General features: G+C 58.9%; 14 protein-coding genes. 8 read left to right on the top strand and 6 right to left on the bottom strand.

Annotated features, from left to right (window positions below):
* The first annotated feature begins 7 nt into the window (after positions 1–7).
* The 4 genes from CKF42_RS10345 (at position 8) to ddlA (ending at position 4,808) form a co-directional block, all read left to right on the top strand.
* The gene (locus CKF42_RS10345) at positions 8–688 is read left to right on the top strand and encodes a fimbria/pilus chaperone family protein (protein WP_111208126.1); all 681 of its coding nucleotides are present in this window, start codon (positions 8–10) and stop codon (positions 686–688) included.
* Positions 689–706: 18 nt separating this feature from the next.
* Positions 707–3,070, top strand: coding sequence for a fimbria/pilus outer membrane usher protein (locus CKF42_RS10340; RefSeq protein WP_111208125.1), 2,364 nt, complete (start codon positions 707–709; stop codon positions 3,068–3,070).
* Positions 3,067–3,618: a hypothetical protein gene (locus tag CKF42_RS10335; RefSeq protein WP_111208124.1), complete on the top strand. Its 552-nt coding sequence runs from the start codon at positions 3,067–3,069 to the stop codon at positions 3,616–3,618. Before CKF42_RS10340 ends, CKF42_RS10335 begins: the two co-directional genes overlap by 4 nt.
* 92 nt (positions 3,619–3,710) lie before the next feature.
* Positions 3,711–4,808, top strand: coding sequence for a D-alanine--D-alanine ligase (gene ddlA, locus CKF42_RS10330; protein ID WP_111208123.1), 1,098 nt, complete (start codon positions 3,711–3,713; stop codon positions 4,806–4,808).
* A 19-nt stretch (positions 4,809–4,827) separates the two neighbouring features.
* Here ddlA and CKF42_RS10325 read toward each other — a convergent pair whose 3' ends face one another.
* The 4 genes from CKF42_RS10325 to CKF42_RS10310 all read right to left on the bottom strand — a co-directional run bounded on the left by CKF42_RS10325 (position 4,828) and on the right by CKF42_RS10310 (position 10,016).
* The gene (locus tag CKF42_RS10325; protein ID WP_009087321.1) at positions 4,828–6,249 is read right to left on the bottom strand and encodes a GGDEF domain-containing protein; all 1,422 of its coding nucleotides are present in this window, start codon (positions 6,247–6,249) and stop codon (positions 4,828–4,830) included.
* A 269-nt stretch (positions 6,250–6,518) separates the two neighbouring features.
* Positions 6,519–7,994, bottom strand: coding sequence for a SulP family inorganic anion transporter (locus tag CKF42_RS10320; RefSeq protein ID WP_009087324.1), 1,476 nt, complete (start codon positions 7,992–7,994; stop codon positions 6,519–6,521).
* Complete coding sequence (locus CKF42_RS10315; protein ID WP_033736060.1) at positions 7,994–8,626, bottom strand: carbonic anhydrase; 633 nt, start codon at positions 8,624–8,626, stop codon at positions 7,994–7,996. The genes CKF42_RS10320 and CKF42_RS10315 overlap by 1 nt, the downstream gene beginning before the upstream one ends.
* Before the next feature lie 580 nt (positions 8,627–9,206).
* The gene (locus tag CKF42_RS10310; protein WP_111208122.1) at positions 9,207–10,016 is read right to left on the bottom strand and encodes a 5'-nucleotidase, lipoprotein e(P4) family; all 810 of its coding nucleotides are present in this window, start codon (positions 10,014–10,016) and stop codon (positions 9,207–9,209) included.
* A 106-nt stretch (positions 10,017–10,122) separates the two neighbouring features.
* Between CKF42_RS10310 and CKF42_RS10305 the strand changes: the two genes are divergently transcribed.
* Together CKF42_RS10305 and CKF42_RS10300 are read left to right on the top strand one after the other, a co-directional pair.
* Positions 10,123–10,830 carry a polyphenol oxidase family protein gene (locus CKF42_RS10305; RefSeq protein ID WP_111208121.1) on the top strand — a complete coding sequence of 236 codons (708 nt, stop codon included), beginning with the start codon at positions 10,123–10,125 and terminating at the stop codon, positions 10,828–10,830.
* Between the two features lie 150 nt (positions 10,831–10,980).
* A complete protein-coding gene (locus tag CKF42_RS10300) occupies positions 10,981–12,999 on the top strand; it encodes an NADPH-dependent 2,4-dienoyl-CoA reductase (RefSeq protein WP_111208140.1) in 2,019 nt (672 codons plus the stop codon).
* Here the strand turns inward: CKF42_RS10300 and rlmG are convergent, their stop codons facing one another.
* Positions 13,000–14,118: a 23S rRNA (guanine(1835)-N(2))-methyltransferase RlmG gene (gene rlmG / locus CKF42_RS10295; protein WP_111208120.1), complete on the bottom strand. Its 1,119-nt coding sequence runs from the start codon at positions 14,116–14,118 to the stop codon at positions 13,000–13,002.
* Between the two features lie 85 nt (positions 14,119–14,203).
* Here rlmG and CKF42_RS10290 point away from each other — a divergent pair, with 85 nt between their 5' ends.
* Entirely contained in the window at positions 14,204–14,707 is a 504-nt protein-coding gene (locus CKF42_RS10290) for a M48 family metallopeptidase (protein WP_009087337.1), read from the top strand.
* Here CKF42_RS10290 and CKF42_RS10285 read toward each other — a convergent pair.
* Positions 14,704–16,392: a chloride channel protein gene (locus CKF42_RS10285; protein WP_111208139.1), complete on the bottom strand. Its 1,689-nt coding sequence runs from the start codon at positions 16,390–16,392 to the stop codon at positions 14,704–14,706. The genes CKF42_RS10290 and CKF42_RS10285 overlap by 4 nt on opposite strands.
* Before the next feature lie 146 nt (positions 16,393–16,538).
* Here CKF42_RS10285 and CKF42_RS10280 point away from each other — a divergent pair, with 146 nt between their 5' ends.
* Positions 16,539–17,525 carry a Gfo/Idh/MocA family protein gene (locus CKF42_RS10280; protein ID WP_111208119.1) on the top strand — a complete coding sequence of 329 codons (987 nt, stop codon included), beginning with the start codon at positions 16,539–16,541 and terminating at the stop codon, positions 17,523–17,525.
* Positions 17,526–17,669 lie beyond the last annotated feature (144 nt).

The raw sequence follows: 17,669 nt of genomic DNA, 5'->3' as shown, positions 1-17,669 counted from the left end.
AAATAAAATGAAAATAATTCTCTCTGTTGCCATTCTCTTTTCCTTGTCTGTATCCGGCGTATTTGCAGCCGGCATGAAGCCTGAAGTACCGGCTTTATTTCTTGATGACCAGAATCGTGAAGTGACGGTTAATGTACTGAACACAGACAGGGATACGGCGCTGCTGCACAGCAGCCTGCAGACAATTCCTGAAGACCCTGAAAACCGGCTGATTATTACCCCTCAACTGGTTCGTGTCGATGGAGGGAAAAACCAGCAGATCCGGGTGGTGTTAAAAGAGGGTGTCAGGCTGGATACCCAGAAGATGCAGCGAATTAATTTTGTCTCTATCCCGCAGGATGATGGTAAAAAGAATCGCGCCCGCATTCTCATTGGCCAGAATATTCCGGTCATTATCTCCCCCGCCAGCCTGCCGGTAAACACCGCGCCCTGGACAGGGCTGACCTTCCATCTTTCAGGTGCCTCTCTGCACATTGAAAATCCGACACCTTATATCGTCAGGCTCACCAGAGAGATTAATTTACTGCCCGGCAAAGGGTCGGTTGAACTGAAAAATTCCTACATTCTTCCGGGTGAAAAGTTTGATGTGGCTCTGCCTGCTGCCTCCGCAAATAAGGTGAAAGCCCTGCTTCTGCACCCCGTCACCCGATATGGAATTTTAACCGCCCCTTTTAATGTGCCGCTCTGAGTCCGTTCACCTTTATCCATGAAACAATTTCTGATACTCAGCCTTGTGGTCAGTTCAGCCTGTGTGCAGGCGGCAAACCGCTATGACAAAGAGATGCTCAAAGCGCTCGGCTACGACGCCAGTGCCGCTGAACTGCTTGATGCAGGCACGCACTTTCTGCCGGGGAAACAGCCCGTCAATATTGTCGTTAACGGTCAAAGCAAAGGGGTGCATATCCTGACGTTTGATCAGGCCGGTAATCCCTGCTGGCCAGCCGATCTGCCAGAAAAGCTGGGGATCATCCCCGATCGTTTTCGTCAGGCAGAGGATGCACGCTGCCTGCAGCTGCCATCCGACAGCCCGATTCTGCTGGAGCAGCGGGTTGACCGCAGTAGCCTGCTGCTGAAGGTCCCGGCAGGCGACCTGTCTGCGCATCCGCGCTTCTCCAGCGGGGGAAATGCGCTGGTGGTGAATTACGATGGCCGACGCTATCAGTACCAGACGCGCGCCGGACAAAACCACCACTCGCAGACGCTGACCTCCGAGATTGGGGGCAATATCAACAACTGGGTACTCCGCAGCGGGCAGAGCTATACCAGCCAGAATGAACACCACCAGCTGACCCGACTCTACAGTTATGCCCAGCGCTCCCTTCCCGGCTGGGCGTCGGTCGTGCAGATAGGTGAGATCACCGCGGGCGACACCCTGTTTTCCGGCATAAACCTGCTGGGCGCACAACTCATGCCAGAACGCAGTGCAGAAAATAGCGGAAACAGCGGCGTGTCGCTGAATCTGCTCTTCTCACAAGCCGGTACTGCCGAGGTCTGGCAGGCAGGCATCCTGCTGAAGACCTATCAGGTCACAGCAGGCATGAACACACTGGCTGACATCCCGGCGATCAATCAGTCCGATGATTTTGAGATCGTCAGCCATGACCAGTCGGGTCATCGTCAGCAGCAGACGATCCCCTATATTCAGGCTCTGACCACGGTTTCTCTGGCAAATGCCGGACTCTCTCTGGCCGCCGGACGTCTGCGCCTGACCGATGAGTCGTTCCCGGTGTTCGTCGGTTCCGCCGGACTTTATCAGAATGGTTTCATGGCTGTGACGGCAGGCGGGCTGATGAGCGAGCACTATCAGGCCGCCTCCTGGCGCACCACGCTGCGGCTGACAGAACGCCTTATCGCTTCCCTGACCCAGACCGCCTCGCAGATGCAGGATTCGGCCGGGGAGCGAGGCAACATGCAGGGCCTCAATCACCAGCTCAGCATCAGCGCAGGCGTGACGCCCCGATTATCACTGACCTCTTCCGCCAGCTTTCGCAGCCGTGATTTCAGGGATCCCGGCAGTTCATGGCGCGCCGGAGACGCCCGTCAGGAGAATGGACAGATCCGTTCACAGTACGCCGCGGGGATAAGCTATAGCCAGCCGCAGCTCGGCGTACTCGCCTTTTCCGGCAGCCTGTCACAGAGCTGGCAGAATGCAGAAAGTCTGGGCTACCTGTTCAGCTGGGGCCGCACCTTCGGAAAAGTGAACGTCAATCTCGGCATCCAGAAAAACCGGCTTACGCAGGATCAGCGCCACACTGATGACCATTACGTATACCTCAATTTCGCTGTTCCGCTCGGCAGCCGCAGCAGCGTGCGCAGCTGGGTTAATGACACCCGGGGAAAAACACGCGCCGGCATGGGTGTTGACAGCACCCTGAATGATAAATTTGCCTGGAGCGTCTCCGGGGAGAAAAGTCAGCGTGAGGATGCGTCAGTTGCGGGTTCCGCAACCTGGACCACCAAATACAGTCAGCTGAGCGGCGGCGTTTCGCATAATGAAAACAGCACCAGTTACAACGCGGGCGCGCGTGGCAGCGCCGTCCTGCATAGTGAGGGAGTGACCTTTTCGCCCCGCAAAACAGGCGATACCTTTGGCATTATTTCCCTCAACAGCCCCCAGCCTGACGTCAGTATCCACACCCCTGGCGGCGTGGTGTGGAGCGACCACACGGGTCATGCCATCACCTCCTGGACACCGTGGCAGAAGAATACCGTACAGATCGAAAACCAGAGCCTGCCTGACAATGTCCAGGTCATCAGCGGTATTGCAGACATCACGCCTTACCGCGGCGCGGTAGTGCCGGTGATTCTGCCCGCCTATACGGTTCGCCGGGCGCTGGTGAGCTTCCCGCCAGAGCAAAGTCCGGCACCGGGTGCCCCTGTCAAAAATGGCAAAGGTCACCTGATCGCCTTTGTGAATGAGGATGGCACGCTCTTTTTCGACGACCTGCCGGACGAGCCGCTATTCAGCCTCGACCGCAATGGCAGCAAGTGTGCCATCGATATGCTTACGCCCTGGTATAACCAGCCCGGCACCCTTTATGCCTCACTTTCCGCGAGATGCGTCCCATGAAACAGCTCTCTGTTCTGCCTCTGCTGCTGGCTTTCAGTGGCCTTTTTGCCGCACTCCCTGCCCGTGCGGCGTGCGAAATTCAGCTCAGCGATCCACGGATTGATTACGGTGAAATGACACGGGGCGAGCTGCTCGGTCGCCCGGGCAATGCGCTGACTGCCGTCGAACTGCGGATGGGTGACCCGCGAGAGTCAGAGATCACGGTCATCTGTGACCGCCCGACACCGCTAAAACTGATGTTCAGCGGGCCCGCGAAAGACGCCGACAGCTACCTGTTTGGCGAACAGGGCCGGGCGACGCTGACCCTGCATGATGCGACGCTCGACGATCGTCCGGTCACGATCGAACGAGCCGGAACAGAGGCGGCAGCGATGGCATTCAGCGCCGGTCAGCCTTTGCAGTTCCGCAAAGAGGGCCAGATCGCCTCCGGCAGCACGCTGCGTGCAAAAGTGACGATAGTCACCTGGCTGGCTGCCGATGCCACCCGGGTGAGTGAGCGGAAACAGTGGCAGCTTAACGGCAGCTTTATCGTCAGCGATGAGGGTTAACGGCCGCTGAAAAATTATCTCGCGCCTTACCCTGTTTTCCCGCGCAAACCCCATGCTATCTTAAGGTTTTGATTTTTCAGTGGGCAAAATTGATGACTAAGTTGCGGGTAGGGATCGTGTTTGGCGGGAAATCGGCTGAGCATGAAGTGTCGTTGCAGTCGGCCAAAAATATCCTTGAGGCGATAGACAAAACCCGGTTTGACGTGGTGCTGCTGGGCATCGACAAACAGGGGCACTGGCGTCTTAACGATGCGTCCAACTTCTTACTGAACGCTGAGAATCCGTCACTGATCGCCCTGAATCGCGCGGCTGACGATGTGGCGCTGGTACCCGGTCATACTCAGCAGCAGGTTATCACCCGTCACAACGCACATCCGCTGTCGCAGATCGATGTCATCTTCCCTATCGTTCACGGCACGCTGGGTGAGGATGGCTCTCTGCAGGGCCTGCTGCGGATGGCTTCGTTACCCTTTGTCGGCTCCGACGTGCTCGGTTCTGCGGTCAGCATGGATAAAGATTTCACCAAACGCCTGTTACGCGATGCCGGTCTGAAGGTCGCCCCGTGGCTGAGCGTCACCCAGGCGCAGCGCGCCCAGCTGGATGCAGAGGCTGTCATTGCCCGCTTTGGCCTGCCGCTGTTTATCAAACCCGCCAATCAGGGTTCATCGGTCGGCGTCAGCAAAGTGGACAGCCCGGAGGAATTTGACGCCGCGCTGGCGCTCGCCTTCTCCTTTGACCGTAAAGTGCTGATCGAGCAGGGCATTAAAGGGCGCGAAATTGAGTGCGCGGTGCTGGGCAACGATGCGCCCGAAGCCAGCCCCTGCGGCGAAGTGGTGGTGCATGACGCCTTCTACTCCTACGACACCAAATATATCTCGGAAAGCGGTGCGCAGACGGTGGTGCCCGCCGCCCTCTCCACGGAAACCAGCGATGCCATTCGTGAGGTTGCCATTAAAGCCTTCACGGCACTGGAGTGTTTTGGTATGGCGCGCGTCGATGTGTTTTTAACTGACGACGGCGAGATTATTGTCAACGAAGTGAATACCCTGCCCGGCTTCACCAATATCAGCATGTACCCGAAATTATGGCAGGCGGCCGGACTCAGCTATCAGGATCTGATCAGCCGCCTGATCGACCTGGCCATCGAGCGCCACCAGCAGGCCAGCAACCTGAAAAGCAGCGTCAGCTGAGTGCATCGGCGGTGTGGCGTCAGGCCACGTCGCTGGTAAAGGTGCGGTAGTTAACCGGTGAGGTCTGGTTGCGGCCGTTGCGTTTCGACAGATAGAGGTTTTTATCTGCCGCAGAGATCAGCCGGTTGATGACGGGGGGCCACTCCGTCGCCTCAGCGGCGCTGTCATGCGCCAGTCCCAGACTGACGGTCACCGTCACGGTATTCCCCTGCAGCCAGAACTTCTCTTTCGCCATCGTCTGCCGGATATTCTCAGCCAGAAAATAGAGTCTCTCCGGGTTCTGATCGAACAGCACCACCACAAACTCCTCGCCGCCAAAACGGCAGATGCGTCCCGCTTTGCCCACCACCCGCTGCATCCGACGCGCGATCTCTTCCAGCACGCTGTCACCCGCGTCGTGACCAAAATTGTCGTTAATGGCTTTGAAGTAGTCGACATCCAGCAGGATAACGCCCGCTTTGCGTTCAGGGAAGATGGGTTCACTGCGCAGGCTTTCATAGAGACCGGAGCGCGACAGCAGCCGGGTCAGGAAGTCGTAATTCGCCCGCAGCGCCAGGCGCTGGTTAAGCTGTCGGATCGCATCCATACTCGCGGCCACGATCAGCGGGCTGATGGAGATGGTCGCCACCCCCAGCCGGGCCGAGGTGAGATGGTTAAGCGGCAGCATCGCGTCGCTGCCCTGAATGTTCATCACGCCGTGCGACACCAGGATAATTTCGGTAATGCCGGTCAGTAAAATCACCAGGCTGGTCAGCGGCATGGGCAACACCACCGCACACCAGATCAGCGCAGGAACCGGGAACGTCAGGCTGCCCGCGCCACCCATCATCGCCCCGATTGTCAGCGAACCCGCCACGGCGATAACCGGGAGCAGCTTGCGGATGTGCAGAAACTGGCGGGGCGACAGCGACGACCAGTCGCGGGTCAGCAAAAACGGCAGCAGCATCAGCCCGGTGGAGAACTGCTCGCTGAACCAGTCAGCCCATGCCACCGCCAGCCCGGTATCAAAATCAGCCTGCTGCGCCAGCGCGCCCCAGCTGGCACAGGTGAACGCCGCCAGCAGGCAGGCCGGGAAGATTCGCAGCACACTGGTAATCCGCTCACTGCCGGAATCGTGCTGAAGATGCCTGACCAGCAGCGTCACCGCCACCAGCACAAACAGCACATTCGCCACGTTAAGGGTTAACGCTGAGAACGCCCAGCCCGAAAAAACGGTGTCGTTGAACACCATGGCGGCCAGGATAGCCAGGTAGTAGCGGCCCCGGTGCAGAAAGGGATTGCGGACGATGACGCCCGTCACGATCGCATTGACCGGCCAGAAGAGAGAGAGCTCTTTGGGAAAGCGCAGATGTCCGCCGATAAAACAAAACAGCAGCGTGATTAAAAACAGCAAAACTGCGTTCTTCTTTGCGTTGTGCTCTTCAAACAGCGGTGTGCGCATGCGTCCGGACCTTATCGCGGTGAGGCTGGCTCTCCACGCCAGCCTGAACAGGCGCGTGGTGTCAGAATGATTAAATCCTGAATGCCCTCAATGTCATCCTGCGATAAAACCCCACTTCATGGGCTAACTCAATAAAATGACCCAGTGCCGGGTAAGCACAGCAGATGACAGCAGAAAACGGGGCTTTATTATGCCCCGCCAGTAAAAAAATCGGCTATCCGAGATATCCGATTTTTACTCTTCTGCTGATGCTGCCGTTGCGCTTCAGGCTATTTTACGGCCACCGGCCACTGACTCAGGCGGATGCCGCGCTTGTCCGCGTTGTCGCCAAAATCTTTCAGCACCGCTTTCACATCGGGATCGATATATTCCGCATTGTCATTATCGATAATCACCACGCTGTTCTCCGGGATCTCATCCAGCAATCCCTGCAGCTTTGGGTTGTGCATAAACGTCAGGTTCTGCTGAAAGCGCAGAACGTAGTGGTCGTCATAACGGGTAAGCTGCAGCGCGTTGCGATGGCTTTTATAGATGCTGTAGAGGATCTGCGTGGCGATACCGATGCCGATACCGACCAGCATCCCCAGCGTAATAATGCCGACGATGGTCGCCAGGAACGGCACGTACTGCTGGGCCCCCATCCGGAACTGTTCGACAAAGAGTTTAGGGGTCGCCAGTTTATAGCCGGTGTAGAGCAGCACCGCGGCCAGGCTGGCCAGGGGAATGGCGTTCAGCATCTCACTGAACCACATGCCGCAGATCAGCAGCAACACACCGTGAATGAAGATGGAGAGCTTTGTCTGCGCCCCCGCGCTGACGTTGACCGAACTGCGCACGATCACCGCCGTTATCGGCATCGCGCCCAGAAAACCGGCGGTCAGATTACCGATGCCCTGAGCGAACATCTCTTTGTTGGGCGACGGCGCGGGCGTCTGCGGACGCAGCTTTTTCAGCGCTTCCTGACTCAGCAGGGTTTCCAGGCTGGCAACCAGAGCCAGCGTCACGGCGACGACCCAGACCTGCGGATTCTGCCAGGCCATCCAGTCAGGCGTTTCCAGCTCAGCCACCAGCGCAGAGACGCTGTCGAAGGCGGGCAGCGAGATGCGTGCCAGCCCCTGCGCCATCTCCGGGAACAGCCTTCCGCCTGCCACCGTGGCGACGCAGCCGACCAGCACCGCAATCAGCGGCCCGGGGATCCAGGCCAGCGCCTTAATGCGTTTGATCGGGGCGGTTGTCCAGAGGCATAAAATGGCTAAACCGACCGCCGCCACGACAATCGACGGCAGTGAGAAGGTCATCTGCCCATTCACCAGCGAAACCAGCTCCGCATCGCCCGCCGCGCCCAGCGCCACCGGGATCTGCTGCATGATCAGCAGCAGGCCAATCGCCGCCAGCATGCCTTTAATCACGCTGCCCGGCACCAGCGAGATAAACCGTCCGGCGCGCAGCAGACCCAACAGGCACTGCAATGCCCCGGCGATAATCAGCGCGGTGAGGAAGGCGGAGAAGCTGCCCAGCGTCGCCATCGAGGCGACAACGATAGTGACCAGACCCGCCGCCGGACCGCTGACGGCAAAGCGCGAGGGACTTAACGAGGTGACGACCAGACCGCCAATCACCCCGGTCAGCAGACCGGCAAACGGCGGCAGCCCGCTGGCCTGAGCGATACCCAGACAGAGCGGTAAAGCCACCAGGAAAACCACCAGACCCGCCGGGATGTCGCGGCGCAGGGTATCAGAATTCATCATGAAGGCTCCTCTGAAGATTGATGAATCAGCTCTTTGAGATGGCCGGAGCGCAGGTCATAAACACAACCAAACACCTCCAGTTCCTGGCCCGATTGCCAGATTTGCCTGACCGGCTCAGACTTCACCAGCCTGGCGAATTGCGCTTTAACGTTGGCTTCAACCAGCCGATCGCGTTGTTCATCGGGGGTGGCGTCTGCTGGCCCTTCCTCGGCCAGCCCCTGCTGAATGTCATCACGCAGCCGCTGAATACGCCTTCCCAGTGCGGTGTCCTGCCCTTCCAGCACGCTGCCTGGCAGGTTCTGTGCGGCTTCTACCCCGCCGCAGCCGTAATGGCCGCTGAGCACGATGCGTTTCACGTTGAGAAAGAAGAGCGCGTATTGCAGCACGCTCAGCAGATTGTCATCCTCCTCCAGCACCATGTTGGCGATATTGCGATGCACAAAGAGTTCGCCTGGGTGGGAGCCGGTCAGCACTTCAGCCGGAACACGGCTGTCTGAACAGCCAATCCAGAGCGAGTGCGGTTTTTGCTGATGAAGGGATTTTTTGAAATAGTCTGGATTACGCTGGCGGCGCTGTAATGCCCAACTGCGATTTTTCGCTAATAAGGGTTTAAGTGTCGTCACATTCATCTTCTCTCTACTACCGGGATGTCGCATCCTGGCTGATCACAAAGTGTATCGGCTCACAAATAGCGTGAGAGCCGCCAGGTAAATAAGAACCAAGTCACAGAAAAAGGTTATAGACGTTAACCATTGCCAATGCACGAGCAATATTTCACAACGCTTTAACATGGCGTGATTTGTCAATTAAACGTCAGCAAAAGTCAGAAGAAAGTAAATTTAATTCAGCAGGAGAAAAATGAGGGCACATAAACAGCGAAGATTAAAATAATATATATCATTTAGTTAAAAAATATAAAATAAAAGACTTAATTTATTGCTGACAAATTAATACAAACACTAACCGCATGGCTTTTTCTTACCCTGCCCGTTCGCCCCACTTTTACCAGGATTACTCTTAATTAAAAAATTAACCATTAGCACAATCAACCATCTTAATAGCAGAGAGCCAGTTAAATACGCCTGCTTTGAGATAAGAATAAAGCGAGAGATGATTAATTTGATTCGCAGCAAAATAGTGACAGCGGAAAGTAAATCAGGACCAGAATTTAACAGAGCCTGAACGGGTCAGGCTCTTTTTCTTGACGAATTATTTACCGTTCCAGCTTTGCAGGCGCGATTCCCGCACGGAGAGCTGCTGATCCGGCGTCAGCTTATTGTAATTCTCCGCCATACCGCTCTCCCAGTCGCCGTAAAGCGGGTTCGGCAGCACGATGAACTGCGTGCCAAACTGCTGATGATTGAGATTCACAAAATCGCGACGCTGCTGATTGCCCTGATGCCAGGTCGCTCCGCCGAAATCGTTGAGGTTATCGCCCACGTAGAGCACCACGTTGTAGCCCGCATTTTTGATGGCATCGAAACGCGCCTGCTTGTTGGAGCTGTCGGTATTCAGGCGCACCGTTTTTTCACTGACGTCAGGAAAACCGAGCTGCTGCATATTCGCCACCGTGGCGGCGTAATCTTTCTGATCGCGGTTCGACACATAGAACAGTGTGCCGCCGTTCTGGGTGACGTGGCGTGCAAACTCAACCGCGCCGGGCACTGCTTTCGCCTGTCGCGCCTGGGTCCAGGCTGACCAGCTCTTGCTGCTGAACGGCTGACCGTTTTTCGCCTGCCAGGCGCTGTAGGCGCTGTTATCCAGCATGGTTTCGTCCAGATCGACAATCACAGCTTTCGGTTTGCCGGTCAGCGACGGCGCCTGATCGAACGCCATGCGTGCGGTGTTGAACGCCTGCCAGGTCAGCGCCTGATATTCGCCGGACTGCTGGAACCAGTTGACCGCCAGCACCGACTGCTGCCCGAGCTGCTGCTGAGCGGTCTGATGTGACGAGGAGGCGCAGCCGGTCAGCAGCAGGGCAACCAGTCCGGAGGCGGCAAGTTTTGCGGAGGTTTTCATCATTTCATCCTTAAGGTGAGAAAGGGCTGAGGAGACGCTTCAAAAATGTAGCAGTTAACGTAAGCTGTTGGCAGCCCAATGCATGCTGTTATCACAGGAGATTCCTATGGCCGTTATCCCGCGCTCGCCGTTGCTCGACTCGCTGGACTGGGTGGATTATGCCTTTCAGCCCGCCGGTGAGCCACCGCCCGCCGACGGCGCCTGGGGGCATCAGCGCCACAGTGCCACGGTCGTCTTCGACGTCGAAAACACGCCATCCAAAAGCTGCGAGTCGGATGGCATTATCAGCAGCGGGACGCGCCCGGTGGCGGTGTATACCGCTGACTGCCTGCCGGTGCTGATCGCCGATCCTCAGCAGCGCATCGTGGCGGCGGTGCATGCCGGACTGAAAGGCACGCTGGCGGGCGTGCTGATCCGCGCCGTGGAAAAACTGTGCGAACAGGGCAGCGAGCCAGAGAATCTGGTCGTGGCGATCGGCCCGGCACTCGGCCCCTGCTGTTATGAGCTGGCCGAACCTCAGCTGGCGGAGATCGCCCGGAATCCGGCGCTGGCCCGCGGGCTGCGCTGGCACAGGCAGCAGCCGGTCAATGGTGAGGCTCAGCGCCCGCAGGCGACGGCGCGTCAGCAGGGTGTCTGGTTCGATCTGCCGGCGCTGGCGACGCAGATGCTGGTCGATGCGGGCGTTCCGGCTGCGCAGATCGATAATGTCGGCGTCTGCACCTACTGCATGGCCGAGAGCGGTTCAAGCTACCGCTTCAACACCCATACGGGCAGCGGCTATCAATCCCGCTACTCCTGGATCCGGCGGCGATAATCGCGCCCGCCCTGAAAATCGGTCACGGCGGACGCACGGCCTGTCGCGGCTGATGTTGATTTCACTCACACCCTGACACTCTTTCACTTTTTTTTAACACAGAAATGGCTAGAGTTAACTCATCCGACCACTTTATCGTGAGTGATGATCATGGCCGTTCATTCCGACTATCCCGCGCTGTTCAGGCCGCTGGACCTAGGTTTTACCCGACTGAAAAACCGTTTCCTGATGGGCTCCATGCACACCGGCCTGGAAGAGCACCCGGATGGCGCAGCCCGGCTGGCGGCTTTCTATGGCGAGCGCGCGCGCGAAGGCGTCGCGCTGATTGTCACCGGTGGCATTGCCCCCAATGCGCAGGGTGTTACCACCGCCCACGGCGCGATGCTGACAGAGGAGGCGCAGTGTCACTGGCACCGGCAGATTACCGATGCCGTTCATCAGCATCAGGGCAAAATCGCCCTGCAGATCCTGCACACTGGCCGTTACAGCTATCAGCCCGATCTGGTCGCGCCCTCTGCCCTTCAGGCGCCGATCAATCCGTTTACGCCCCAGGCGATGAGCGAGGCGGCGATTGAACAGACTATTGATGACTTTGCGCGCTGCGCCCGCCTGGCCCGAGAGGCCGGCTACGACGGCGTCGAGATCATGGGCTCTGAAGGCTACCTGATTAATCAGTTCCTGGTGAAGCACACCAATCAGCGCAGCGACCGCTGGGGCGGCGACTTCCGCCAGCGAATGCAGTTTGCCCTGGCGGTCACCCGCGCGGTGCGCGCCGCCACCGGCGACCGTTTTATCATTATCTTCCGGCTGTCGATGCTCGATCTGATCAAAGAGGGCAGTACGCTGGAGGAGACGCTGCTGCTGGCGGGCGAGCTGGAGCAGTGTGGGGTCACGCTGTTCAATACCGGTATCGGCTGGCATGAAGCGCGCATCCCGACCATCGCCACCTGCGTGCCGCGCGCGGCCTTTGCCTGGGTCACGCAGCGCCTGCGTGCTCACGTGTCGGTGCCGGTCATCGCCACTAACCGCATCAACCACCCCGCCGTCGCCGAAGAGCTGCTGCAGTCAGGCTGCGCCGATATGGTGTCGATGGCGCGCCCTTTCCTCGCCGATGCCGCCTTTGTCAGCAAAGCGCAGCGCGGCGAACCGGACAGCATTAACACCTGCATCGCCTGTAATCAGGCCTGCCTAGACCAGGTGTTCGCCGGAAAGATCACCTCCTGCCTGGTCAATCCGCGCGCCTGCCACGAGTCGCTGATGCCGGTGATCCCCAGTCGCGCTCCGCGCAGGCTGGCGGTGGTCGGGGGTGGCCCGGCCGGAATGGCCTTTGCCCTGCAGGCGGCCGGGCGCGGACATCAGGTGACGCTGTATGAAGCCGCCGCCGATATCGGCGGCCAGTTCAATATTGCCCGGCTGATCCCCGGCAAAGCGGAGTTCAGTGAAACCCTGCGCTATTTCCGTCACCAGCTGGCGGCCGCCGGCGTGACGGTCAGGACCGGCTGCCGGGTCACGGCCGATGGGCTGGGTGATGCCGATGAGGTGGTGCTGGCCACCGGCATTCAGCCACGCACGCCGGATATTCCGGGCATCGAGCACCCCAGCGTCCTGAGCTACCTTGAGGTGCTGCGCGATGGGCGTCCGGTGGGAAAACGGGTGGCGATTATCGGAGCCGGTGGCATCGGTTTTGATGTGGCGGAGTTTCTCTCGCAGCCTTCGCATGACGCGGATCGCGCGGCCTTTTACGCTGAGTGGGGTATCGATCAGAGCCTGACGCAGCGCGGCGGTGTGGTGGCCCCCGAGCCGCCCGCCGCATTACGGCAGATCTGGCTGCTGCAGCGCCGCACAGGCAAACCCGGCGCCGGGCTGGCAAAAACCACGGGCTGGATCCACCGGGCCAGTCTGCAGGCGCGCGGCGTGGAGATGTGGGGCGGCGTGGAGTATCTGGCGATTGACGATCGCGGGCTGCACCTGCGGCGCAACGGTGAAACCCTGCTGCTGGCGGTCGATAATGTGATTATCTGCGCCGGACAGGAGCCGCAGCGCGAACTGGAAGCGGCGCTGCGTGCACGGGGACAGAAGGTGACGGTGATCGGCGGTGCCGATGTGGCACAGGAACTGGATGCGCGCCGCGCCATCGCACAGGCGACCGCGCTGGCGCTGCGTGTCTGACTAGCGCATTTTCACTGCGCGCAGCACTACAAACTTCTGGTTAGAGGCGACCAGCGTGCAGTTGCCGAACAGCTTTTTCAGCTTCTGGTGATAGTCGAGGTGGCGGTTGCCGACGATGCGCAATTCGCCGCCATATTGCAGACAGCGTTTGGCATCACGGAACATCTGCCACGCCAGGTGATCGGTGACGGCGTGCTGCTGGTGAAACGGTGGGTTGCACAGCACCGCGTGCAGCCGGTCCGAGGGATAGCCGCTCAGCACGTTGTTGACCAGGAACTGACAGCGTGACAGATCCTCCGGACGGTTCACTTCCACGTTAAGCTGGCTGGAGGCGACCGCCATGTAGGACTCATCCAGAAAATGCACCTCAGCCTGTGGGTTCTGTGCCAGCGCCATCAGCCCCACCACGCCGTTACCGCAGCCCAGATCGACAATCTCGCCTTCGATATTTTCCGGCAGATGCTGCACAAACAGGCGTGCGCCGATATCCAGCGAGCTGCGTGAGAAAACGTTGGCGTAGTTGTGGATCTGATAAGGGGTGCCATCCAGCGGCCAGACCTGCGTGGGACTGGCTTCGCGCAGGGCAGGCTGGCTGAACTGACTGAAGATCAGCCGCGCTTTTTTCCACGCCAGCGAGGTTTTCGTCTCGCCGATGATCTGTTCAAACAGCTGCAGGGTGGAGTTATGGATCTCTTTGGCGCGGGCTGCCGCCAGAATCACCGTCTCCGGGGTCACCACTTCACGAATCGCGCGCAGCTGATGCTCCAGCAGCGCCAGCGTCTTCGGCACTTTAATCAGCACCGCTGCCGGGGAAGCAGGCAGCGCCGCCAGGCTGTCAATAAAGTGGACGTCGCTGTCATCCATCCCGTTGAAAGAGAGGTTCTGCCGGGCGGCCTGCTGGCTCAGCCAGGAGTCGCTGACGTGCCAGACGGGACGCGGATTGAGACCACAGGTTAAGGCACCAAAACTGTCGTTGAATACCAGCACCGGCCCCTCTGGCAGCGCCTGCTGTAACAGATACTCATCAGCCGCATCCCAGGCTTGTAATGGACTTTCGTCACGCATCTGCGGGAAGCGATGCAGGATCAGTGTGCGATCGTTCAGTTCAAGTTGGCTCATGAATTCTCCGGCGTGGTACACTTTGATTAATTTTCGCCCCGATAAAAAGGGCGCGCAGTATACTCTTTTTCGCCTGGAATCCCTAATGTCCTCACTCATCTACCTTCAGGGTTATCCTGCTCCCCTTCTTGAACAGGTGCAGACCCTGATTACCCATCAGCGCTTAGGCGCGTTTCTGCAGGAACGCTATCCCGATACCCACGATGTCGTGAGCGATAAGGCGCTGTATGACTACACCCAGGCGCTGAAAAACCGCTTTATGCGCAACGCGCCGCCGATCAGTAAGGTGGTGTGGGACAACAAAATTAAAGTGATGAAGCATGCGCTGGGGCTGCATACCGCTATCTCGCGCGTGCAGGGCGGCAAACTGCGGGCAAAAGCGGAAATCCGTATCTCCACCTTTTTCCGCCTCGCGCCGGAGCCTTTTCTGCGCATGATCGTGGTGCATGAGCTGGCTCACCTGAAAGAGAAAGATCACGATAAGGCGTTTTACCAGCTCTGCTGCCATATGGAGCCGGATTACCACCAGCTCGAATTTGATGCGCGGCTCTGGATGACCGACCAGGCGATGCGCGGCAACGCGGCTTAAAGAAACTCCTGCGCTTTCTGGATCAGACTGGTTTTGGTCAGCGCGCCCTCAAAATGGCGCTCAGCGGGGTTGTTCAGCACCGGCAACCGCTCCAGCGTGACGGCGGCAAAGGCTTCCCACCCTTCACGCATGCTCTGGTTCTGATAGATCACCGGGAAATCCTGATCCATCACGCACTGCACCGGCGAGTCGAGGGTGATCTCCTGTGCCAGCACCCGGCGTGAAATCTCATGAATCGAGACCACGCCGAGGAAAGCCCCCCCGGCGTTGATCACATAGACGTAGCGCTCGCGCTTCAGTGAACTGACCGCCAGCGCCTGCCCCACCGACGCTTCCGGCTGCAACGCCGCGCCGGGAATAATCAGCTCGGCAATGCGCATGTTATCGAAATCATATTTCGCTTCTGAACGGGTAAAGTGATGGCTTACTACCGGGTAGGTGCTGGCCGATTGCAGCCGATAGACCACCATGGAGGCCAGCACCGTGGCGATCATCAGCGGAAACAGCAGGCTGCTGTTGAGGGTCATCTCCAGCACCATCAGCATCGCCATCAGCGGGGCCTGGCTGACCGCCGCCAGCACCGCCGCCATGCCAATAGCGGCATAGAGCAGCACATTGCCGAGCGGCAGATGCAGCATCGCCCCCAGCGTCGCCAGGATCACGCCGAGCAGCGCGCCGATCAGCAGTGACGGCGTAAACAGCCCGCCGACCGCATTCGAGCCCACCGAGAGGCTGGTGGCAACGGTTTTCAGCAGCAGCAGCAGCAACAGACCCGGCAGCAGATAGTGGCCCGCCATCACCTTCACTATCACTTCGTAGCCGTTGCCGAGGATATCGGTCGAGAGCAGTGCCAGTAAGCCCACGGCCACTCCGCCTGCACCGAGGCGCAGCGGCAGGGAGGCGACCCGGCTGAACAGCGCTTTACTGCGGGCAATGCACTTAATCAGCAGCCAGCCCGCCAGCCCGGCGCACAAACCAATCAGCACCGTCATCAGCAGGCTGCTGAGATCCATGGCAAAGTTTGCCTCCGCCAGCGGGTAGAGCGCGCTGCGAAAGCCCAGCGTCCACATGGTCATCACCGCCGTGGCGGAGGCGATAATCAGCGGGATCAGCCGCTGCAGGGCGGAGATGCCGAAGGCGATTTCGGCGACGAAGATAGCCGAAGCCAGCGGCGCATGGTAGACCGATGAAAGCCCCGCCGCCGCCGCCATCGCCACCACGTCACTGTTTTTCAGGTTAAGCGAGGCGGGCAGCAGGCGGCCAATCGCGCTGCCGCACAGCGCCGAAAGCTGCACCATCGGCCCCTCTTTCCCTATCGACGCGCCGCTGCCGATACTGGCGATGGAGGACAAGGCGCGGAACAGTGAGGTTCGGGTCGGCACCGCATCGAGCCGGGCGTTGATCACCTCAAGGTAGTCAGTTTTCACCGTCTGCTGCTGCTCAATGGCGACCGCATAACGCAGAAAAAAGCCCGCCAGCACACCACCAGCCCCCACCAGCAGCGGCCAGAAAATCCACGGCCAGAGCGGCAGTAACCCGCTGATCTCCCCGCTGCGGGCAAACAGCAGATGGTTGATCAGTTCAATCACGCCGCGAAAAGCCAGCGTCACCAGCGATGCGGCACATCCGACCGGAATGGCGATCAGCAGTGTGGTCCAGTTTAATGCGTGCTTACTTGCTTTCACCTGCGCTCCCTGGTTGGTGCCTGACATTCATCGCTCCCGCATAGTATTGGAATCGGGATCGCAGGATCAATCCCTGCCCGCCCCTCCCCATTGCACCGCGCCGGAGAGATGTTACTCTGCCGCTTTACCGCTGCCGGAGAGAAAACGTGATTCGTTTTGCCATTGTGGGAACAAACTGGATAACACGCCAGTTTATTGATGCCGCGCATGAAACCGGCGGGATGCAACTCTGTGCGGTCTATTCGCGCAGTCAGCAGCAGGCGGACGCCTTTATCGCCGACTATCCCTGCCAGGCAACCTTTACCTCGCTGGAGGCCCTGGCCGCCAGCCCGGCGATCGATGCGGTCTATCTTGCCAGCCCTAACGCCCTGCACTGCCAGCAGGCACTGCTGTTTATGTCGCACGGCAAGCATGTCATCTGTGAAAAGCCGCTGGCTTCCAATCTGGCCGAGGCGGAGCAGATGATCGCCTGCGCCCGGGAACATCAGGTGGTGCTGTTTGAGGCGTTCAAAACGGCCAGCCTGCCCAATTTCCTGCATTTAAAAGCGGCGCTGCCCGCCGTGGGGCGGATGCGGAAAGCCCTGCTGAGTTACTGTCAGTATTCATCGCGCTACCCGCGCTATCTCAATGGTGAAAACCCCAACACCTTTGATCCGCGCTGGTCGAACGGCTCAATCATGGATATCGGTTATTACTGCCTGGCCTCGGCGGTGGCACTGTGGGGCGCGCCGCAGCGGGTGCAGGCCAGCGCCACGCTGCTTGAGAGTGGTGTGGACGGACATGGGGTGGTGGTGCTCGACTACGGCGATTTTGACGTGACGATTCTGCACTCGAAAGTCAGTGACTCCAGCCTGCCCAGCGAGATTCAGGGAGAAGCCGGATCGCTGCTTATTGAGAAGTTATCGGAGTGTCAGCAGCTGACCTTTATGCCCCGCGGCGGAGAAAAGCAGGTGCTAAGTCAGCCACAGCATAGCAACACGATGCGTTATGAAGCGGCCGAATTTGCCCGGCTGGTGGCGCAGCGTCAGGTGGCGCATCCCGGGCTTGCGATCTCACGCACCACGGCGGCACTGCTGACTGAAATCCGTCGGCAGACCGGTGTTATCTTCCCGGCCGATCGGACGGTTGTGTAAATATTTCTAAATATGTCTGCGAGCTGTTGCTTCCTGGGCGGTGAAACCGTAACGTAGCTTTCTGCAAAGGGGAGTAACTTGTAATCTGATTGATCGTCACTACGTTGCGCAAGCATCCGGTCGTCAGGCAACCCGGAATCGATT

The organism is Pantoea sp. ARC270, from assembly GCF_003236725.1.
Classification (GTDB): Bacteria; Pseudomonadota; Gammaproteobacteria; order Enterobacterales; family Enterobacteriaceae; genus Pantoea; species Pantoea anthophila.
This window is presented reverse-complemented; position numbering and strand designations above follow the sequence as displayed.

What these genes read in the sequence shown, in the direction of transcription:
- CKF42_RS10325 (WP_009087321.1), bottom strand. Translation starts at nt 6,249, where the DNA reads ATGCGCACACCGCTGTTTGAAGAGCACAACGCAAAGAAGAACGCAGTT.
- rlmG (WP_111208120.1), bottom strand. Translation starts at nt 14,118, where the DNA reads ATGAGCCAACTTGAACTGAACGATCGCACACTGATCCTGCATCGCTTC.
- ddlA (WP_111208123.1), top strand. Translation starts at nt 3,711, where the DNA reads ATGACTAAGTTGCGGGTAGGGATCGTGTTTGGCGGGAAATCGGCTGAG.
- CKF42_RS10290 (WP_009087337.1), top strand. Translation starts at nt 14,204, where the DNA reads ATGTCCTCACTCATCTACCTTCAGGGTTATCCTGCTCCCCTTCTTGAA.
- CKF42_RS10335 (WP_111208124.1), top strand. Translation starts at nt 3,067, where the DNA reads ATGAAACAGCTCTCTGTTCTGCCTCTGCTGCTGGCTTTCAGTGGCCTT.
- CKF42_RS10315 (WP_033736060.1), bottom strand. Translation starts at nt 8,626, where the DNA reads ATGAATGTGACGACACTTAAACCCTTATTAGCGAAAAATCGCAGTTGG.
- CKF42_RS10305 (WP_111208121.1), top strand. Translation starts at nt 10,123, where the DNA reads ATGGCCGTTATCCCGCGCTCGCCGTTGCTCGACTCGCTGGACTGGGTG.
- CKF42_RS10320 (WP_009087324.1), bottom strand. Translation starts at nt 7,994, where the DNA reads ATGAATTCTGATACCCTGCGCCGCGACATCCCGGCGGGTCTGGTGGTT.
- CKF42_RS10345 (WP_111208126.1), top strand. Translation starts at nt 8, where the DNA reads ATGAAAATAATTCTCTCTGTTGCCATTCTCTTTTCCTTGTCTGTATCC.
- CKF42_RS10340 (WP_111208125.1), top strand. Translation starts at nt 707, where the DNA reads ATGAAACAATTTCTGATACTCAGCCTTGTGGTCAGTTCAGCCTGTGTG.
- CKF42_RS10310 (WP_111208122.1), bottom strand. Translation starts at nt 10,016, where the DNA reads ATGAAAACCTCCGCAAAACTTGCCGCCTCCGGACTGGTTGCCCTGCTG.
- CKF42_RS10300 (WP_111208140.1), top strand. Translation starts at nt 10,981, where the DNA reads ATGGCCGTTCATTCCGACTATCCCGCGCTGTTCAGGCCGCTGGACCTA.